The sequence below is a fragment of the Amphritea atlantica genome, assembly GCF_900111095.1.
Taxonomy (GTDB): Bacteria; Pseudomonadota; Gammaproteobacteria; order Pseudomonadales; family Balneatricaceae; genus Amphritea; species Amphritea atlantica.
The window spans coordinates 197,977-214,949 of sequence record NZ_FOGB01000005.1 but is presented as its reverse complement, the minus strand read 5'-3'; the positions used below and the strand labels follow the sequence as shown (position 1 = coordinate 214,949).

Below are 16,973 nucleotides of genomic sequence, written 5' to 3'. Positions count from 1 at the left end.
CGCCTTACTCTTCGGGACTATACACCCGCTCTTTCCCGCAGATATTTAAATAGTTTTCTCGAGGTGGTCGGTGGCTTATCGAGGCTGGCTTCTTTCTTCGCGTTACGGATCAACTGACGGAGGTGCTGGATATCCGCACCGGAATCCTCCTCCAGGTAGGCTTCCAGATCGGTATTGTCGCCCAGAATGAGGCGATCACGCCAGCGTTCCAGCTTATGAAACACCTGTAGATGAGCCTGTTTACCGGCTTCAAAGCGGTCGATAGCCGTTTGAATTTCATCGGCATCTTCAGCCCGCATCAGTCGGCCGATATACTGCAACTGCCGTCTGATCGCCTCTGACCGGGGCTGCAGGCGTTGCGCCTCTTCCACCGCCGCCCGCAGGACATCGCTCATCGGCACCTTGGATAGCTGCTCTTTATTTAATTCAGGCAGTCGTGCTCCCAGTGCCTGCAGCTCTTCCATCTCCCGCTTGCGGCGGGTTTTTGATATCCACTCTTCATCAAATTCGTGGTCGTCGCCAGGGAGAAAATCGTCATTCTGACTCATATAGATCTCTTATGTGGTCGGCTCTAGCTATAGAAAAAAGTTGCCAGACCGAGGAATGCAAAAAAACCGACTACATCGGTAATCGTGGTTAACAAAACGCTGCCGGCCAGGGCCGGATCAATCCCCCAAGCTTTCAGAACTATGGGTAACATGGTACCAGCCAGGGCCGCTGCGAACAGGTTAATAATAATAGCACAGGCGATAATGATGCCGATGGTCAGGTCCTGAAACCAGATGATGGCGATGACGGCAACAACCAGCGCCCAGAGTATACCATTGAGAGCGCCAACCACCATTTCCCGGTTTAACAGCCAGCCAGCATTAGAGCGTTCAACATGTCCCAGCGCCTGTCCACGGATCATCAGAGTTAGTACCTGACTGCCGGCAATGCCTCCCATACTGGCAACAATCGGCATCAGCACCGCCAGCGCGACCACCTTGCCGATGGTCTCTTCAAACAGACCGATCACTGCGGAGGCAAGAAACGCTGTAATCAGATTGATCCCCAGCCATACCGCCCGACGCCGGGTGGTTTTCATGATCGGTGCGAAGGTATCCTCATCTTCGTCCAGACCCGCCATGCTCATCAGTGAGTGATCAGCATCCTCCCGGATAACGTCGACCACGTCATCGATTGTGATCCGTCCCAGCAGTTGCCCCTCTTCATCGACAACCGGCGCAGACACCAGGTCTTCCTGCTCAAACAGCTTCGCCACCTGGGTATCTTCCATATCCGCCGGGATAGGGGGCTTGTCGGTCACCATCATCTCCCTTACCGTGCTGGAAGGGTCACTGACCAGCATGCGGGTGAGCGGCAGACTGCCGATATAGGTGTCTTTACGGCTGACGACAAACAGTGAGTCAGTCATATCCGGCAGTTCAGCGTGACGACGCAGGTAACGCAGTGCCGCTTCAATGGTGATATCCGGCCGGATGGTGATGGTATCGGTATTCATCAGACCGCCGGCGGTATCTTCCGGGTAGGAGAGTATTTTCTCCAGTCGCTCCCGGTTCTGGTGATCCATCGACCTAAGCAGCTCATGCATCACCGTTTCCGGCAGTTGCTGCATCATATCGGCCAGATCATCGGTTTCCAGCGCTTCAGAGATCGCCAGAACTTCAGAGGTATTCATCTTGCTGAGGATTTCAGACTTTACGTCGTCCCCCAGCTCCTGCAGCACGTCCGCCTCAATATCTTTATGGATCAGGCTCCATAGCAGACGTCGCTCTTTCGGTGGCGATTTCTCTATCAGATGCGCAACTTCAGAGGGGCGCAGGGTTTTATTCAGGGTATAGCGTATCTGTCTGAAGGCCCCCTCTTCGAGGGCTGTATTCAGCTTATCCAGTTCGCTCTCATTTGTGCTGGCGTTCATGGCCGGACCCCCGGTCAGACAGATAGAGACAGAATGCCTTACAGGCGGACAGTAATGACCGGAATTACCGCGTCATATTCATTTGTGAGGCATTATAGCGTATTGGTTTTAAAGGAATAGGGTGCGGCGGTTATTCTTCTTCGTCAAACCGGTTATTGATCAGCAATTCGATGGCATCCATCGCTTGTTGTTCATCTTCCCCCGAGGTGGTGATCGTCAGTTCAGTGCCTTTACTGGCGGCCAGCATCATGACTGACATAATACTTTTGCCGTCGACTTGACGGCCATCCTTGGTGAGTTGGATCTCTGACGAGAATGAGCTGGTCACATTGATCAGTTTAGCGGCGGCCCGGGCGTGCAATCCCAGCTTGTTGATGATGGTGATCTGTTTTTCCAGCATCGGTTAATATCCTTGGTCAATTGAGCTCTCTATGTCTAATCTGGACATTATCCATAGTTGCCCGGAAATGGCCAGCAAGACGTTCACTGATAAATACCGAGCGGTGCTGGCCACCGGTGCAGCCTATACCTACGGTGATATAACTACGGTTATTTTTTTCAAACAGAGGCAGCCATTTTTCCAGGAAACCGGTAATATCGGCCAGCATCTGCTGTACTTCAGGCTGTTGCTGCAGAAACTCAATAACTGGCTGTTCCTGGCCGGTATATCCGCGCAATTCAGGGACCCAGTAGGGGTTTGGCAGGCAGCGTACGTCAAAGGTGAAATCAACATCAAGAGGGATGCCATGCTTGTAGCCGAAAGATTCGAACTGCAGCGAAAGCTCCTGCTCCTGGCGCCGGGCAACCCTCAGTTTGATGCTGTCTCTCAGTTCATAGAGCGACAGACGGGTGGTATCGATGCGGATCGCCGCCAGATCTGAGACCGGCTCTAATAACTGTTTTTCATAGCTGATTGCCTGTTGCAGTCCCTGTGAGTCATCCGACAGCGGGTGTTTGCGGCGGGTGGCGCTGTAACGCTGTAACAGGGTAGTTTCTGAGCTGTCGAGATAGATGACTTCGCAATCCAGTCCATGGGTTTCACGCAGACGTTTATAGATGTCCGGAAACTGTTTCAGATTACTGTGCTGGTTGCGGGCGTCGATACTGACGGCGAGCTTATTAGGGTGATCCGGATCGCGGAGTATCTGATTGACCAGATCTGGCAATAATGGTGCCGGAAGGTTATCGATACAGTAGAAGCCAACATCTTCCAGTGCCTGCAGAGCGGTGGATTTACCTGAGCCTGAGCGTCCACTGATGATGATCAGCTTCATCCGGTTTATTCCTGGCTTGATTCGGTCATGGCGTTGTAAAGCGCTTCTGCTGTGGTGGCGCTGCGCAGTTTTTCGCGAACCCTGGCCTGACTGAATAATTCGGCGAGTCTGGCCAGTGTTTGCAAGTGCTGATCACAGGCCTCAGAGGGGACCAGCAGGACAAACAGCAGGTCGACTGGTTTACCATCCACCGCATCAAAGTCGATGGGTTCGATCAGCTGAATCAGCAAGGCGGTGGCCTTTTGACACTCATCCAGGCGGCAGTGAGGAATTGCCACGCCGTCACCGATACCGGTACTGCCCAGTCTCTCCCGACCTAACAGACCGGCAAAAATGGTTTCGGCTTCCAGTCCCGGATGGAGTTTTACAATCTCCTGGCTGGCAATTTCGAGGATACGTTTTTTGCTTCCTCCCTCCAGAGCACAGAGTGCTCCGGAGGGCGCTAATAATTCGGAAATTAGCATGTCTGATAGTTACTTGTGGGTTTTCATCTTTTCTTTGTGTTTGATGATCTGACGGTCAAGCTTGTCAATCAGGCCATCAATCGCCGCGTACATATCTTCCTGCTCATCAGACGCGAACAGCTGTCCACCGGCTACATGTACATCGCCTTCCGCTTTCTGGCGGGTTTTCTCTACGCTTAAAGTTACCTGTGCATTGGTGATATTGTCGAAATGACGCTCAAGTTTCTCAAATTTGGTCTGAACATAGTCGTTCAGTGAATCTGTCAGTTCAACGTGGTGACCCGTAATATTGATCTGCATGGTAATCTCCTAGTGTTGTTGTACCGGTGTGATAGCCGGTTCCCGTAAATATTAAGCCATTAAACCAGACGCTTGCGTTCATTAGAAGGTGGAATGCTAAGCGATTCGCGGTATTTTGCAATGGTTCTGCGTGCAACGTTGATCCCCTGATCCTCAAGCAGCTGAGCAATTTTGTTGTCGCTTAAGGGTTTAACGGGGTTTTCGGCGCTCACAAGTTTTTTGATCAGCGCTCTGATCGCGGTGGATGAGCAGGTTCCGCCATTCACCGTAGTAACATGGCTGGAGAAGAAATACTTCAGCTCAAAAATCCCTCTGGGGGTATGCATATACTTCTGTGTGGTGACCCGGGAGATGGTTGATTCATGCATCTCAACCGCTTCAGCAATGTCGTGCAACACCATCGGCCGCATCGCCTCTTCGCCATGTTCCAGAAACGCCTCCTGGCGGGTGACAATCTCCCGTGCAACTTTCATCAGGGTGTCGTTGCGACTCAGCAGGCTTTTAATAAACCAGCGGGCCTCCTGCAGGTGGTTTTTCAGATAGGTGTTGTCGGGACTGTTGTCGGCGCGCCGGATCAGATCTGCGTAACTGTCATTGATACGCAGTTTAGGTGCCACTTCCGGATTGAGTGTGACCTGCCAGATCCCCTTTTCTTTGTACACCAGCACATCGGGAATGACATATTCGGCTTGCGAGCTGGTGATGATAGAACCCGGTTTGGGGTTCAGTGTCCTGATCAGGGCGATTGCCTGTAGTAGCTGTGGTTCCCTGATGCGGGCTTTACGCATCAACTGTTTATAGTCATGGCTTCCCAGCAGGTGGATATACTGAGTGACTACCTTCAGGGCTTCAGCGCGGTATTCGGTGTCTTCAGGAAGTTGCTGCAACTGAATAGCCAGACATTCACTCAGGTCGCGGGCGGCAACGCCGGGAGGATCAAACTGTTGAATCCGGCGTAACACTGCCTCAATCTCATCCAGTTCAATAGAGCTTAGTTGTTCATCTTCCTGACTGTTGAAATGTTCGAGAATCGATTCCAGCTCAACGGTCAGGTAGCCATCAACATCGATGCCATCGATAATGTTGGTGGCAATCAACTGATCCACATCGCTCATGGGGGTCAGATTCAACTGCCAGTTAAGATGGTCCTGCAGAGTTTCGTCGGCGGTATCATTGGACTCCATCTCCATATCGGAGAAATCATGAGAGGAGGAAGATGAAGAGCCGGAAGCGGTCTGAAAGGTATCTTCCCAGTTGCTATCTGTTGACAGCTCATTGGGGATGTCGTCGTTCCAGTCACTGTCAGCGGCCTGGATCTCTTCTGACTCAGCCGTTTTGGCGGTTGCCGATACCGATTCATGGTTGCTGACTTCAGCATCAGCGGCATCCTGCTCCGAGCTGCTGTCAGTGGTAGTGTCATCCTCACTGACTTCCAGCATCGGATTAGATTCGAGAGCCTCCTGTATCTCCTGTTGCAGATCAAGCGTAGAAAGCTGCAGTAAGCGTATCGCCTGCTGCAGTTGTGGAGTCATGGTCAGGTGCTGACCCATTTTTAGTTGTAACGCTTGTTTCATAGAAAGTCGCTTTTACCTGTTACAGCCTGAATTGCTCACCCAGATAGGCTTCCCTGACCTGTTGGTTCGCAAGTATATCCTCTGGCGTTCCTTCGGCAAGAATATAACCCTCACTAACAATGTATGCCTGTTCGCAGATATCCAGCGTTTCGCGAACATTATGATCGGTGATCAGTACCCCGATTCCCTTGCTTTGCAGATGTTTGACCGTTTGTTTAATATCACTGACAGAGATCGGATCGACACCGGCAAAGGGTTCATCCAGCAGGATGAATGTCGGTTCTGTTGCCAGCGCCCGCGCTATTTCTACCCGGCGTCTTTCACCGCCTGATAGACTCATCCCCGGGCTTTTGCTCAGATGAGTAATATGAAACTCTTCAAGCAGTTCTTCCATTTTCTGTCTGCGCTGCTGGCGGTTCAGCTCTTTACGGGTTTCCAGAATCGCCATCAGATTATCATGGACGCTGAGTTTGCGGAAAATGGATGCTTCCTGGGGCAGATACCCAATCCCTTTTCGGGCTCTGCCGTGCATCGGTTCCCGGGTCAGATCCTGGTGGTCAATTTTAATCCGTCCCTGGTCTGCATCAACCAGCCCTACAATCATATAAAAACAGGTGGTTTTTCCGGCCCCGTTAGGTCCCAGCAGGCCGACAATCTGGCCGCTGTCGATACTCATGGATACATCTTTTACAACCGCGCGGCCCTTATAACTTTTTGCCAGGTTCAGTGCTTCTAATCGACTCATTGGTTATTGAGATCCCCGGAGGTCGCTTCAGATGCCGGCGTGTTATCCTGAGCCGGCTCCTGATCTGGGGCTTTGGGCTGGATAATCATCTGCACCCGCTGTCCGTTGGCACTGTTATCACTGAATGCATTGACTGTGCTTTTGTTCATATCATAGATAATCCGGTTGCCGCTGAAACTATCGCTACCCTGAGAAACTTTAGCCTGGCCGGTGATTTCCAGCTCTTTGGTACGAATATTGTAATGCAGAACTTCTCCGTATGCATGAGTTACTTCTTTGTTGGCGGCGGGGCGTTGCTGGAACTCTGCCGGACCGCCTTTGGCGATGATGCTGGTGACACTTCTGCCTGACTGTCTCAGCTCAATGCTGTCACCGGTCACTTTCATGCTTCCCTGGGTTAACAGGACATCGCCTTTATACAGTGTGATACCGGTCTGATCATTGCGAGTGGCACTATCCGCGGTAATGTGAATCGGCTGGCGGGCGTCTTCAGGCAGGGCCATCGCCATAGGCTGCCAGCTTATCAGCATTGCGCACAAGGCTTTGGTCAGACTGTTAATCAACATGATATACCCCGGTTACTTCAGACAGGAGGTTAAGAATGCCACTGTCGGTGTTTATTGTCATGCCAACACTGGTGGTTGTGCCGGAGCTGTTTGAAATAACCACCCGGGCATCTGTGCGGGCCAGATTTTGCTGTGGCAGGATGGTTAAGGATTCAGTTTGCAGGGTGGTTGCCATCTCCGTGCCTGCGTTATCCTGAAACACCACCTGGCCATCGAGAATAACTTCATCATCGCTGTCGCTGATGATCCCTTTCAGGCTGCTGACGCTGCGGTTGGGCTGGTGGGCGTTATAGATCAGCATCTCGGGATTGGTTACCACGGTTTGCTGCAAACCAGGCTGGTGCTCCAACTGAGTGGACTTCAGCTGTTGTTGCAATATGCCGGTGCTGCCATAGTCCCTGATCTGGCCATTAACAATGTAGTAATCAGCCAACTGGTAGGCAGGATTGGGCTCTTTCTTTAGCCGGTCTGGGCGGCGTTCACTATCCATACCCAGATAGATAACGGCGGGAATCAGGATGGCGGCCGCGGCGGCCAGTCGTGCGCGTCCGGTCAGCATTCAGAGGTACTCACGATACAGGGCTTCAAGCTTGCCCTGGCCTGCTAATATGGTTTCGCAAAACTCCCGCCCTGCACCTTTGCCGGCAGTCCGGCTGGTGCACCAGTCAGCGTGTGCGGCAACAAACTGGTGGCCACCATTAACCGTCGCCCCAAAGGCGACGGCGCGAATCGCTGCCAGGTCAGGCAGATCATCACCAATATAAGCGGTCTGTGCGGCGCTGAAACCGGTGTCTTGCCAGAGCTCCTGCAGGGCGGTGAGTTTATCTTCCCGTCCCTGATAGAGGTAATCAATGCTCAGCGCTTCGGCGCGCCGCTCTACCTGAGGTGAGCGGCGCCCGGTGATAATGGCGCTTTTGATGCCTGCCTGGGCGAGTAGCTTAATACCCAGGCCATCCAGAGTGTTGAAGTTTTTTACCTCAGTGCCGTCAGCGAGAAAATTCAGTTTGCCATCGGTGAGTACGCCATCAACATCAAAGACCGCCAGTCTGATCTGCTTTAGTTGCTCAATCAGCGCTTCGCTCAGCCCCTGAGTCAATTTGTCCGTAAAGGTTGCAGGCATCAGATAACTCCTGCTTTAAGCATGTCGTGCATGTTCAGGGCGCCGACCGGGTGTCGTTCGGTATCGAGCACGATCAGGGCATTGATCTGTTTTTCCTGCATGATCTGCAGCGCTTCGGCTGCCAGAATGTCACTGGTGACCGTGGTGCACTGGGTTGTCATTACTTCAGTGATGGGGGTGTTTTTCATATCCACATCATGGTCAAGGGTACGGCGCAGGTCACCATCGGTAAAGACTCCCTGAAGAACTCCGTCCCGGTTGATGACAGTCGTCATGCCCAGTCGTTTACGGGTAACTTCCAGCAGGGCGTCATTGAGCATGGTGGAATCACTGACTCTGGGAATATCATCGCCGCTGTGCATGATATCTGAAACTTTCAGCAGCAGGCGGCGCCCCAGACTTCCACCGGGGTGCGAAAAGGCAAAATCTTCAGCGCTGAAACCGCGGGCTTCCAGCAGAGCGATGGCCAGTGCGTCTCCTATAACCAGTGTGGCTGTGGTGCTTGAAGTAGGAGCCAGGCCCAGGGGGCAGGCTTCCTGGCTGATGGTGACATTCAGGTTGGCATCAGCGCTACGGGACAGGGTCGATTGTGGGTTGCCGGTGATGCTGATCAGAGGGGCCTTCATCCGCTTGATAAGGGGCAGTATCGCAAGCACCTCATTGGTTTCCCCTGAATTCGACAGCGCAATCACAACGTCTGATCGTGTGATCATCCCCAGATCACCGTGGCTGGCTTCTCCCGGATGCACGAAGAAGGAGGGCGTGCCGGTGGAGGCCAGTGTGGCAGCGATTTTATGGCCGATATGGCCGCTTTTGCCCATTCCGGTAACGATCACCCGGCCTTTGCATTCCAACGCCAGTTTACAGGCCTTTTCAAAGTCACCATCGAGGTAGGTGAGCAGGTCATTTACGGCATCCCGTTCCATCTCTATGGTGCGTTTGGCGGATGCTAAAAAGTCCAGTTCGTTATTCATAGTGCTATGGTTACCGCTCTGTGTTCATTGCGCCAGGGACACTGTGTCGGGTTCGAAGCGCTCTGGCTAAAGCGGGCTGTCGCCCGGCCAATGGATTAAGTGTTCATATTGTATAGCAGTGCAAGATAGCCTGCATAGGCTGCCAGCAACAAGCCCCCCTCAAATCGGGAGATCTTTGGCGGTCGCTGATAAAGAGCCAGGGCTGTCAATAACAGGGTCAGTCCCAGTGTGGTGCCATAGTCACGCCAGAGGACAACAGGTTCCAGTGTGATTGGAGCCAGCAGCCCGGGCACCGCCATCACCGCGGCAATATTGAAGATATTTGAGCCGACAACATTCCCCAGTGCAATATCGGTGTGGCCCTTCAGGGCGCTGGCGACAGACGCTGCCAGCTCGGGCAGGCTGGTGCCGATAGCAACGATGGTCAGACCGATAACGAGATCACTGACGCCGAGAGAGAGCGCGATTTCGGTGGCTCCCCACACCAGAAGCCGGGAACTGGCCGCCAGCAGAATCAGGCCGGCGATCAGCCAGAAAATGGCCCGGCCGAGCGGTAGTTCAGGGATCTCATCCTCCTCTTCGTGGATCTCATCGCCTTCCGAGTTGCGTTGGAAACGGGTAAACAGGTAGAGGCAGCCAGCCAGTGACAGGCAGAGGATTATGGCGTCCAGTTGTCCAAGGTAGAGATCATAGAGTACGCCGCCTGCCAGAAGTGTGATAACCAGCAACAGGGGGATCTCCTGTTTGAGGACCTTGGAGCGAACGGGCAGCGGGGCGATCAGTGCGGTAATACCCAGTACCAGACCTATGTTGGCGATGTTTGATCCCAGCGCATTACCCACCGCCAGGTCGCCAGCGCCAGTGGTGGCGGCCATCACAGAGACCAGAATTTCTGGTGCAGAGGTGCCGAAAGATACCACGGTCAGACCGATGAGCATGGGTGACATGCCCGCATTTTTGGCGGTGCCGGCAGCGCCAATAACGAAACGGTCGGCACTCCAGACGAGAATAATAAAACCTGCTAATAAAGCGATAATGGGGTATAGCATCGGGTTGTTTGTTCAGCTTTGGTTAAAACGGAGGCCTATTTAATGAATAATCTGATACATGTGCAAGCGCTAGCGACAGCTGTCGCTGATTTTATTCAAGTTTAAGGGCAAGAGTGTTATAGTCTGCACGCTTTTTTTTATGGAAATATGGCGGTTCTGAGCCAATTGCATTCTGTCAAACGGTTTCAGGTTTTATAGGATACAGGGGCAACCTCATCAACCAGGAACTCTTTGCCGCCCTGATTGAGTCATCGTTACTATGGATTTTTTTGACGATATCATTATTGATATTAAACAACTTACCTTTAGCAGAGGCGAGCGCTATATCTGTAAAAATATGGATATACGCATCCCCCGGGGTAAAGTGACGGCGATTATGGGGCCAAGCGGTACAGGGAAAACGACTCTGTTGAAGCTGATTGGCGGGCAGTTGAAGCCCGATTCAGGTTCGATTCTGCTCGATGGTGATGATATCCCCCGTCTGGGACGCTCAGAGCTGTTCGATGCTCGGGAAAAAATGGGCATGCTGTTTCAGAGTGGGGCGCTGTTTACCGATATGACGGTATTTGAAAATGTTGCCTTCCCGCTGCGGGTACACACTAAGCTGCCGCAGGATATGATCCGCGATATTGTCCTGATGAAGCTCCAGGCCGTTGGCCTGAGAGGGGCTGCAGAACTGATGCCCAGTGAACTGTCGGGAGGGATGGGCAGACGTGTTGCGCTGGCCCGGGCGATTGCCCTGGATCCGGCGCTGGTGATGTATGATGAACCGTTTACCGGGCAGGATCCGATCGCGATGGGGGTGTTGGTAAACCTGATCAAGAAGCTGAATCAGGCGCTGGGACACAGCAGTATTATCGTTTCCCATGATATTAAGGAAACCCTCAGCATTGCTGACTATATCTACATTATTGCTGATGCCGACGTGATCGCGCATGGAACGCCGGAACAGCTAAAACAGAATGATTCTGATCAGGTGCGGCAGTTTATGCGAGGCTTACCCGACGGTCCGGTGCCGTTCCATTTTCCGGCCAGGGACTATGAGACTGAACTGATGGAGGGGCGTTGATGGCAGCGATAGTCAATAATCTGGCCCTTCTTGGGCGTTTTGCACTCGACAGAGTCGCGGCCATTGGTCGTTCCGGCTTGATCCTGATGCATGCCATCATCGCCCGGCCTCAGCCGCTGATCGCTTTCCCGCTGCTGATACGTCAGTTGTATTCAGTGGGCGTGTTATCCATGGTCATTATCGTAGTCTCGGGGCTGTTTATTGGTATGGTGCTTGCGCTACAAGGCTATACTATTCTGGTTGATTATGGCACCGAGCAGGCCGTGGGGCAGATGGTTGCGCTGAGTCTGGTGCGTGAGCTGGCTCCTGTAGTGACTGCATTGTTATTTGCCGGTCGGGCAGGGTCTGCCCTGACCGCCGAGATTGGCCTGATGAAAACCACAGAGCAACTCTCCAGTATGGAGATGATCGGTGTTGATCCGTTGCGACGAATTATTGCCCCGCGTTTCTGGGCGGGTGTTATCAGTCTGCCGATTCTGACGATGATATTCAGTGCTGTCGGTATTTGGGGTGGATTATTGGTAGGCGTGGAATGGCTGGGAATCTATGAGGGGTCATTCTGGTCGAATATGCAGAATTCGGTCGACTTTTTTGATGATATAGGTAATGGCCTGATTAAGTCACTGGTGTTTGGCCTGGTGGTGACCTGGGTCGCTGTCTTTCAGGGGTACGATTCGGTGCCAACCTCTGAAGGTATCAGCCAGGCGACCACCAAAACAGTGGTCTACTCGTCCCTTGCCATTCTTGGCCTTGACTTTATTTTGACCGCTTTGATGTTTGGAGATTTGTAACAGATGCGAAACCGTGGAGTTGAGTTGGGCGTCGGTATTTTTATGTTGGTGGGAGCTATTGCTCTTACTGTACTGGCGATAAATGTGAGTGGTCTGAGTCTGACTAAACAACAGGACACTTATAAGATATATGCCCGGTTTGAGAATGTCGGGGGGCTGACGGCCCGCTCTAAAGTGACAATGTCGGGGGTCACTATCGGCAAAGTGAGCAACATCACCATCGACCGTAAGAAGCTGATGGCTCTGGTGGAGATGGATATTGACGGCGATGTGGACTATCTGACATCCGATAGCTCGGCCTCTATTCTGACCGCGGGGTTGCTGGGTGAAAAATATATCGGTGTGACTACCGGGGCGGCTGATGATGAGATACTCAAAGAGGGTGACTTTATTGAAGATACTCAGTCATCCCTGGTGCTGGAAGAATTGATTGGTAAGTTTCTTTTCAATCAGGCCTCTGAGTAAAGTCAGTTGATAGTGTTGTAATGAGATGAGAGTTGTGAAAATGAGATATTTGAATCGTTGGCTGGTGTTACTGACCCTGGTATTTACCTCTGTGACAGCACAGGCTTCATGGGATGAGGCTCGCAATGCTGTTGAGAAAGCTTCAGCAGAGATGATGAAAGTGCTGGAAAACGAGACGCTTAAGGCGCCTGAACAGAGTGAGCAGCTGATCAGTGAGATTGAATCAATCCTTAATCCGGTGGTGGATTTTGACTACGTTTCCAAGCGGGTTATGGGTAAGTTCTATAACCGGGTGGATGAAAAACAGCAGCAGCTCTTTGCAACTGTTTTCAAGGATACGATGGTGCGCACCTATGCTAAATCCCTGACAGGTTTCGATATTGTAAGATATGAAGTGGCACCCGAAGGGCAGCCCAGCCCTGAGGCGGATAAACAGGTTGTCAGTGTCAATGTTTTCTCAGCTAAGGGAGATCAGTACACCCTGGTCTACTACATGCTGAAGGAAGACAGCGGCTGGAAGCTGGTTAATGTGCTGGTTGATGGTATCAATCTGCGCCTCAACTTTAAAAATCAGTTTTCCGATATGGTGTCTCGCACCAATGGCGATGTAGTCAAGGTGATTGCGGACTGGAAAGCGGCGGTGGCCGGTAATGGCAGTAAGGGCAGTTGATGAACGCTCAGGTTGAGATCAGTGAGGATACCCTTTTGCTGAAGGGCGACCTGTTGTTCAGTACCGTTCTCTCCGTGCGTGCTGCGCTGGAACAGGCGGTTGATCAGGCGCAGAAGCGTTGTATCGTTGACTTTGCCGGTGTTGGCCGTGTTGACAGCTCTGCGGTATCGCTGTGGCTTTGTCTGGAACGTAAAACCCGGTCGCGTCAGCTGACTCTCAGTGCGATCAATATACCCGATGAACTGAGCTCCATAGTACGCCTGGTGGGGCTTGAACACACCGGCCTGAATCCCTAGCGGAGGCTGTCAGCGGCATCGGTGAACGATGGCTGTGGCGCCACAGTCATCGCCTTTTGTTGCATTTTCCGCTATCATAGCCGGCCTGTTATTTTCCCTCATTTTCATTGGTATTGTGCATGCAAATCGAAGACGTAAAACAGATTCTGGAAGAACAACTGGAAGGTTGTGAAGTATTCCCTGAAGGCGAAGGCTGTAATTTTCAGGTGACTGTGGTCGGGGATGTTTTTGAAGGGATGCGGCCAGTTAAAAAGCAACAGATGGTATATGCCTGTCTCGCGGATCAGATCGCTGATGGCAGTATTCACGCCCTGACTATCCGAACCTTTACCCGTGCCCAGTGGGCAGAACAGAACTGAAGTACTTAGAGACCCTATTTTAATGGATAAACTGATTATTACCGGTGGTAACCGCCTGGAAGGTGACGTACGCATTTCCGGCGCGAAGAACTCAGCGCTTCCTATTCTGGCAGCGACTCTGTTGGCCGATGAACCGGTTACTGTCAGTAATCTGCCTCATCTACACGATATCACCACCATGCTCGAGTTGCTGCGGCAGATGGGAGTGGAGCTGACTATTGATGAAAAGCTCAATGTTGAGATCGATACCCGGACGCTGACATCGACCATTGCACCCTATGAGCTGGTGAAAACGATGCGGGCGTCGATTCTGGTGCTGGGACCACTTCTGGCGCACTTCGGCCATGCTGAAGTTTCCCTGCCCGGTGGTTGTGCGATTGGCAGCCGTCCTGTCGACCTGCACCTCAAGGGTCTGGAAGCGCTGGGGGCTGAGATTACCGTTGAAGAGGGGTTTATCCGTGCTACCTGCGATGGTCGGCTGAAAGGCGGTCGGGTGTTTTTCGATATTGTCACCGTGACGGGCACCGAGAATATCCTTATGGCAGCTGCGCTGGCAGAGGGGCAGTCAATTATAGAAAACGCCGCCCGTGAACCGGAAATCGTCGATCTGGCGGAGTTTCTCATCGCTATGGGCGCCGATATTTCGGGCCATGGCACCGATACGATTATCGTCAACGGAGTCGCTTCGCTGAAGAGTTGCACCTATTCGGTGGTAGCGGACCGGATTGAAACCGGAACTTATCTGGTCGCTGCAGCCGCCACCCGCGGCCGGGTTAAAGTTAAAAATACCCGTCCTGATATTCTCGATGCGGTACTGCAGAAACTGCAGGAAGCGGGCGCTGAGATAGAGTGCGGCCCGGACTGGATCAGCCTCGATATGAAGGGCAAGCGGCCAAAGGCGGTGAATATCACAACCGCACCCTATCCGGCATTTCCCACCGATATGCAAGCTCAGTTTGCGGCACTGAACATTATTGCCGAAGGGGTGGGGGTGATCAAAGAGACAGTATTTGAGAACCGCTTTATGCATATGCAGGAGATGTTGCGTATGGGCGCCAGAATCACCATCGATGGGAATACTGCGATTACCGAGGGGCGTGAAGTGCTGACCGGCGCACCGGTGATGGCAACCGATCTGCGGGCTTCAGCAAGTCTGGTGATCGCGGCTATGGTGGCGACAGGGGATACGGTGATTGATCGTATCTACCATATAGACCGTGGTTATGAATGTATCGAAGAGAAGATGCAGCTACTGGGTGCAAAGATCAGGCGGGTTCCGGGTTAACAGGAGCTTCGCATTAACAGTGTAGGCTGTATGCCTGGACTGAATTTTTTAAGTGGTAACGAAACAGCTGATATGAAACAGAACCTGACTATTGCGCTATCTAAAGGGCGTATTCTCAAAGACACGCTGCCTCTGTTAGAGGCAGCGGACATTATTCCGGCTGAGGATATTTTCAGCAGCCGCAAGCTGATTTTCGATACCAATCATGACAACATCAAACTGGTCGTTATTCGTGCCACCGATGTCCCAACCTATGTTGAGCATGGTGGTGCCGATATGGGGGTTGCTGGTAAAGATGTGCTTTTGGAGTACGGAGCCAAAGGGCTGTACGAACCCCTGGATCTGGATATTGCCAGGTGCAGGTTGATGGTTGCCGGTATGAAGGACGCAGGCGAAGTGGAAGGCCGGATGACTGTTGCTACCAAATTCGTCAATATCACCAAGGAGTTTTTCGCCCGTCAGGGGCGTCAGGTCGATATCATTAAGCTCTATGGCGCGATGGAGCTGGCTCCGATTATGGGGCTTGCGGACCGCATCGTTGATATCGTGGATACCGGTAATACCCTGCGCGCCAATGGCCTGGTACCAATGGAAGATATCTGCTACGTCAGCTCCCGCCTTGTGGTCGGCAAGGCTGCTTTAAAAATGAAGCACCGGCAGATACAACCGATTATTGAACAACTGGCCGCAGCAGTCGATGCGCGTAAAGAAAGGTCTGAACAGATATGACCAAACCAGAGATTTTAAGATTAGATAGTCAACAGGCTGATTTCAGTGATCAGTTGGATAAACTGTTGGCATGGGAGTCGGTTTCCAATAAAGAGGTTAACCGGACTGTCGAGGATATTCTTGAGCGGGTTAAAGCCGAGGGTGATGCCGCGGTGGTTGAGTTTACCAACCGTTTTGACCGGCTTAACGTCAGTTCAATGCAGGAGCTTGAGTTCACTCAGCAGGACCTGCAGCAGGCACTGGATAACCTGCCTGAAGATCAGCATAAAGCGCTGACTATCGCGGCTCAGCGGGTACGCGATTACCACGAACGGCAGAAAGGGGAATCCTGGCAGTACCAGGAAGCAGACGGTACCTTGCTGGGACAGAAGGTTACTCCGATGGATAAGGCGGGCCTCTATGTGCCCGGTGGTAAGGCCTCCTATCCTTCATCCGTATTGATGAATGCGATTCCGGCCCATGTGGCTGGGGTGGAAGAGCTGATTATGGTGGTGCCGACTCCGGATGGGGAAGTGAATCAGTTGGTGCTGGCGGCGGCTGCGCTGGCGGGTGTCAGCCGGGCGTTTGCTATCGGCGGTGCCCAGGCAATTGCGGCGCTGGCCTATGGTACCGAGACTATCCCTAAAGTGGATAAGATCGTTGGCCCGGGCAATATTTTTGTTGCCACTGCCAAACGGGCGGTATATGGCACGGTGGGAATCGATATGATCGCCGGACCATCCGAAATTCTGGTGATCTGTGATGGCCAGACCGACCCCGACTGGATCGCGATGGATCTGTTCTCTCAGGCGGAACATGATGAAGATGCCCAACCTATCCTGATCAGCACCGATGCTGCGTTTCTCGATCAGGTGAGTGCCAGTATTGAGAAGCTGCTCCCCACCATGGAACGGCAAGCGATTATCGGTTGTTCACTGGCAGACCGTGCCGCGCTGATTAAGGTTGCAGATCTTGAAGAGGCGGCCAGAGTGAATAACCGTATCGCTCCGGAGCACCTGGAACTCTCGGTCGAGGACCCTCAGGCGCTGTTGCCGTTAATCAAGCATGCTGGCGCTATCTTTATGGGGCGTTATACGGCCGAAGCGCTGGGAGATTATTGTGCCGGTCCTAATCATGTACTGCCTACCTCAGGCACCGCACGTTTCTCATCGCCTTTGGGAGTGTATGATTTCCAGAAGCGTTCCTCACTGATCATGTTTTCAGAGGCGGGCGCTTCTGAGATGGGCAAAGTCGCTTCAGTACTTGCCCGTGGAGAGAGCCTCACCGCTCACGCCCGCTCAGCGGAATATCGTATTAAGCAGTAATTTTCGGATGGGAAAGCG

Annotated in this window: 22 protein-coding genes; 9 read left to right on the top strand and 13 right to left on the bottom strand. The window is 52.5% G+C overall.

What is annotated here, in order from left to right; translation table 11 throughout:
• Positions 1 to 17: 17 nt before the first annotated feature.
• The 13 genes from yjgA to BMY09_RS10620 form a co-directional block, all read right to left on the bottom strand.
• Positions 18 to 548: a ribosome biogenesis factor YjgA gene (gene yjgA / locus BMY09_RS10680; RefSeq protein ID WP_091357703.1), complete on the bottom strand. Its 531-nt coding sequence runs from the start codon at positions 546 to 548 to the stop codon at positions 18 to 20.
• Between the two features lie 23 nt (positions 549 to 571).
• Positions 572 to 1,921, bottom strand: a complete 1,350-nt coding sequence (mgtE, locus tag BMY09_RS10675) for a magnesium transporter (protein WP_091357700.1) — start codon at positions 1,919 to 1,921, stop codon at positions 572 to 574.
• A gap of 130 nt (positions 1,922 to 2,051) precedes the next feature.
• Positions 2,052 to 2,321: an HPr family phosphocarrier protein gene (locus tag BMY09_RS10670; protein ID WP_091357698.1), complete on the bottom strand. Its 270-nt coding sequence runs from the start codon at positions 2,319 to 2,321 to the stop codon at positions 2,052 to 2,054.
• Positions 2,322 to 2,337: 16 nt separating this feature from the next.
• On the bottom strand, positions 2,338 to 3,195 hold the full coding sequence (rapZ, locus tag BMY09_RS10665; RefSeq protein WP_091357695.1) for an RNase adapter RapZ: 858 nt from the start codon (positions 3,193 to 3,195) through the stop codon (positions 2,338 to 2,340).
• 5 nt (positions 3,196 to 3,200) lie between these two features.
• Complete coding sequence (ptsN, locus tag BMY09_RS10660) at positions 3,201 to 3,659, bottom strand: PTS IIA-like nitrogen regulatory protein PtsN (protein WP_091357692.1); 459 nt, start codon at positions 3,657 to 3,659, stop codon at positions 3,201 to 3,203.
• Positions 3,660 to 3,668: 9 nt separating this feature from the next.
• Positions 3,669 to 3,959, bottom strand: coding sequence for a ribosome hibernation promoting factor (gene hpf, locus BMY09_RS10655; RefSeq protein WP_091357689.1), 291 nt, complete (start codon positions 3,957 to 3,959; stop codon positions 3,669 to 3,671).
• A 59-nt stretch (positions 3,960 to 4,018) separates the two neighbouring features.
• Complete coding sequence (locus BMY09_RS10650; protein ID WP_091357686.1) at positions 4,019 to 5,533, bottom strand: RNA polymerase factor sigma-54; 1,515 nt, start codon at positions 5,531 to 5,533, stop codon at positions 4,019 to 4,021.
• A 19-nt stretch (positions 5,534 to 5,552) separates the two neighbouring features.
• Complete coding sequence (lptB, locus tag BMY09_RS10645) at positions 5,553 to 6,278, bottom strand: LPS export ABC transporter ATP-binding protein (RefSeq protein WP_091357683.1); 726 nt, start codon at positions 6,276 to 6,278, stop codon at positions 5,553 to 5,555.
• The gene (gene lptA, locus BMY09_RS10640; RefSeq protein ID WP_091357679.1) at positions 6,275 to 6,844 is read right to left on the bottom strand and encodes a lipopolysaccharide transport periplasmic protein LptA; all 570 of its coding nucleotides are present in this window, start codon (positions 6,842 to 6,844) and stop codon (positions 6,275 to 6,277) included. Before lptA ends, lptB begins: the two co-directional genes overlap by 4 nt.
• On the bottom strand, positions 6,834 to 7,403 hold the full coding sequence (gene lptC / locus BMY09_RS10635) for an LPS export ABC transporter periplasmic protein LptC (protein WP_091357676.1): 570 nt from the start codon (positions 7,401 to 7,403) through the stop codon (positions 6,834 to 6,836). The genes lptA and lptC overlap by 11 nt, the downstream gene beginning before the upstream one ends.
• The gene (locus BMY09_RS10630; protein ID WP_175483510.1) at positions 7,404 to 7,964 is read right to left on the bottom strand and encodes a KdsC family phosphatase; all 561 of its coding nucleotides are present in this window, start codon (positions 7,962 to 7,964) and stop codon (positions 7,404 to 7,406) included.
• The gene (locus BMY09_RS10625; protein WP_091357673.1) at positions 7,964 to 8,938 is read right to left on the bottom strand and encodes a KpsF/GutQ family sugar-phosphate isomerase; all 975 of its coding nucleotides are present in this window, start codon (positions 8,936 to 8,938) and stop codon (positions 7,964 to 7,966) included. The genes BMY09_RS10630 and BMY09_RS10625 overlap by 1 nt, the downstream gene beginning before the upstream one ends.
• 95 nt (positions 8,939 to 9,033) lie before the next feature.
• Positions 9,034 to 9,987 (bottom strand): calcium/sodium antiporter, encoded by a 954-nt coding sequence (locus BMY09_RS10620; protein ID WP_091357670.1) that lies wholly within the window; start codon positions 9,985 to 9,987, stop codon positions 9,034 to 9,036.
• A gap of 259 nt (positions 9,988 to 10,246) precedes the next feature.
• Here BMY09_RS10620 and BMY09_RS10615 point away from each other — a divergent pair, with 259 nt between their 5' ends.
• The 9 genes from BMY09_RS10615 (at position 10,247) to hisD (ending at position 16,955) form a co-directional block, all read left to right on the top strand.
• Positions 10,247 to 11,056 carry an ATP-binding cassette domain-containing protein gene (locus BMY09_RS10615; RefSeq protein ID WP_091357667.1) on the top strand — a complete coding sequence of 270 codons (810 nt, stop codon included), beginning with the start codon at positions 10,247 to 10,249 and terminating at the stop codon, positions 11,054 to 11,056.
• Positions 11,056 to 11,847, top strand: a complete 792-nt coding sequence (gene mlaE, locus BMY09_RS10610) for a lipid asymmetry maintenance ABC transporter permease subunit MlaE (protein ID WP_175483509.1) — start codon at positions 11,056 to 11,058, stop codon at positions 11,845 to 11,847. Before BMY09_RS10615 ends, mlaE begins: the two co-directional genes overlap by 1 nt.
• Positions 11,848 to 11,850: 3 nt before the next feature.
• Positions 11,851 to 12,312, top strand: a complete 462-nt coding sequence (gene mlaD, locus BMY09_RS10605; RefSeq protein WP_091357664.1) for an outer membrane lipid asymmetry maintenance protein MlaD — start codon at positions 11,851 to 11,853, stop codon at positions 12,310 to 12,312.
• A gap of 40 nt (positions 12,313 to 12,352) precedes the next feature.
• Complete coding sequence (locus BMY09_RS10600; RefSeq protein ID WP_245756556.1) at positions 12,353 to 12,982, top strand: MlaC/ttg2D family ABC transporter substrate-binding protein; 630 nt, start codon at positions 12,353 to 12,355, stop codon at positions 12,980 to 12,982.
• Positions 12,982 to 13,278: an STAS domain-containing protein gene (locus BMY09_RS10595; protein ID WP_091357659.1), complete on the top strand. Its 297-nt coding sequence runs from the start codon at positions 12,982 to 12,984 to the stop codon at positions 13,276 to 13,278. Before BMY09_RS10600 ends, BMY09_RS10595 begins: the two co-directional genes overlap by 1 nt.
• Positions 13,279 to 13,397: 119 nt before the next feature.
• Entirely contained in the window at positions 13,398 to 13,637 is a 240-nt protein-coding gene (locus tag BMY09_RS10590) for a BolA family protein (RefSeq protein WP_091357656.1), read from the top strand.
• A gap of 22 nt (positions 13,638 to 13,659) precedes the next feature.
• Positions 13,660 to 14,922 carry a UDP-N-acetylglucosamine 1-carboxyvinyltransferase gene (gene murA, locus BMY09_RS10585; protein ID WP_091357653.1) on the top strand — a complete coding sequence of 421 codons (1,263 nt, stop codon included), beginning with the start codon at positions 13,660 to 13,662 and terminating at the stop codon, positions 14,920 to 14,922.
• 72 nt (positions 14,923 to 14,994) lie between these two features.
• Complete coding sequence (gene hisG / locus BMY09_RS10580; protein ID WP_091357914.1) at positions 14,995 to 15,651, top strand: ATP phosphoribosyltransferase; 657 nt, start codon at positions 14,995 to 14,997, stop codon at positions 15,649 to 15,651.
• A complete protein-coding gene (hisD, locus tag BMY09_RS10575; protein WP_091357651.1) occupies positions 15,648 to 16,955 on the top strand; it encodes a histidinol dehydrogenase in 1,308 nt (435 codons plus the stop codon). Before hisG ends, hisD begins: the two co-directional genes overlap by 4 nt.
• Positions 16,956 to 16,973 lie beyond the last annotated feature (18 nt).

Bases quoted from the DNA above. Each gene is read 5' to 3' on its own strand.
- yjgA (WP_091357703.1), bottom strand. From the start codon at position 548: ATGAGTCAGAATGACGATTTTCTCCCTGGCGACGACCACGAATTTGAT.
- mgtE (WP_091357700.1), bottom strand. From the start codon at position 1,921: ATGAACGCCAGCACAAATGAGAGCGAACTGGATAAGCTGAATACAGCC.
- BMY09_RS10670 (WP_091357698.1), bottom strand. From the start codon at position 2,321: ATGCTGGAAAAACAGATCACCATCATCAACAAGCTGGGATTGCACGCC.
- rapZ (WP_091357695.1), bottom strand. From the start codon at position 3,195: ATGAAGCTGATCATCATCAGTGGACGCTCAGGCTCAGGTAAATCCACC.
- ptsN (WP_091357692.1), bottom strand. From the start codon at position 3,659: ATGCTAATTTCCGAATTATTAGCGCCCTCCGGAGCACTCTGTGCTCTG.
- hpf (WP_091357689.1), bottom strand. From the start codon at position 3,959: ATGCAGATCAATATTACGGGTCACCACGTTGAACTGACAGATTCACTG.
- BMY09_RS10650 (WP_091357686.1), bottom strand. From the start codon at position 5,533: ATGAAACAAGCGTTACAACTAAAAATGGGTCAGCACCTGACCATGACT.
- lptB (WP_091357683.1), bottom strand. From the start codon at position 6,278: ATGAGTCGATTAGAAGCACTGAACCTGGCAAAAAGTTATAAGGGCCGC.
- lptA (WP_091357679.1), bottom strand. From the start codon at position 6,844: ATGTTGATTAACAGTCTGACCAAAGCCTTGTGCGCAATGCTGATAAGC.
- lptC (WP_091357676.1), bottom strand. From the start codon at position 7,403: ATGCTGACCGGACGCGCACGACTGGCCGCCGCGGCCGCCATCCTGATT.
- BMY09_RS10630 (WP_175483510.1), bottom strand. From the start codon at position 7,964: ATGCCTGCAACCTTTACGGACAAATTGACTCAGGGGCTGAGCGAAGCG.
- BMY09_RS10625 (WP_091357673.1), bottom strand. From the start codon at position 8,938: ATGAATAACGAACTGGACTTTTTAGCATCCGCCAAACGCACCATAGAG.
- BMY09_RS10620 (WP_091357670.1), bottom strand. From the start codon at position 9,987: ATGCTATACCCCATTATCGCTTTATTAGCAGGTTTTATTATTCTCGTC.
- BMY09_RS10615 (WP_091357667.1), top strand. From the start codon at position 10,247: ATGGATTTTTTTGACGATATCATTATTGATATTAAACAACTTACCTTT.
- mlaE (WP_175483509.1), top strand. From the start codon at position 11,056: ATGGCAGCGATAGTCAATAATCTGGCCCTTCTTGGGCGTTTTGCACTC.
- mlaD (WP_091357664.1), top strand. From the start codon at position 11,851: ATGCGAAACCGTGGAGTTGAGTTGGGCGTCGGTATTTTTATGTTGGTG.
- BMY09_RS10600 (WP_245756556.1), top strand. From the start codon at position 12,353: ATGAGATATTTGAATCGTTGGCTGGTGTTACTGACCCTGGTATTTACC.
- BMY09_RS10595 (WP_091357659.1), top strand. From the start codon at position 12,982: ATGAACGCTCAGGTTGAGATCAGTGAGGATACCCTTTTGCTGAAGGGC.
- BMY09_RS10590 (WP_091357656.1), top strand. From the start codon at position 13,398: ATGCAAATCGAAGACGTAAAACAGATTCTGGAAGAACAACTGGAAGGT.
- murA (WP_091357653.1), top strand. From the start codon at position 13,660: ATGGATAAACTGATTATTACCGGTGGTAACCGCCTGGAAGGTGACGTA.
- hisG (WP_091357914.1), top strand. From the start codon at position 14,995: ATGAAACAGAACCTGACTATTGCGCTATCTAAAGGGCGTATTCTCAAA.
- hisD (WP_091357651.1), top strand. From the start codon at position 15,648: ATGACCAAACCAGAGATTTTAAGATTAGATAGTCAACAGGCTGATTTC.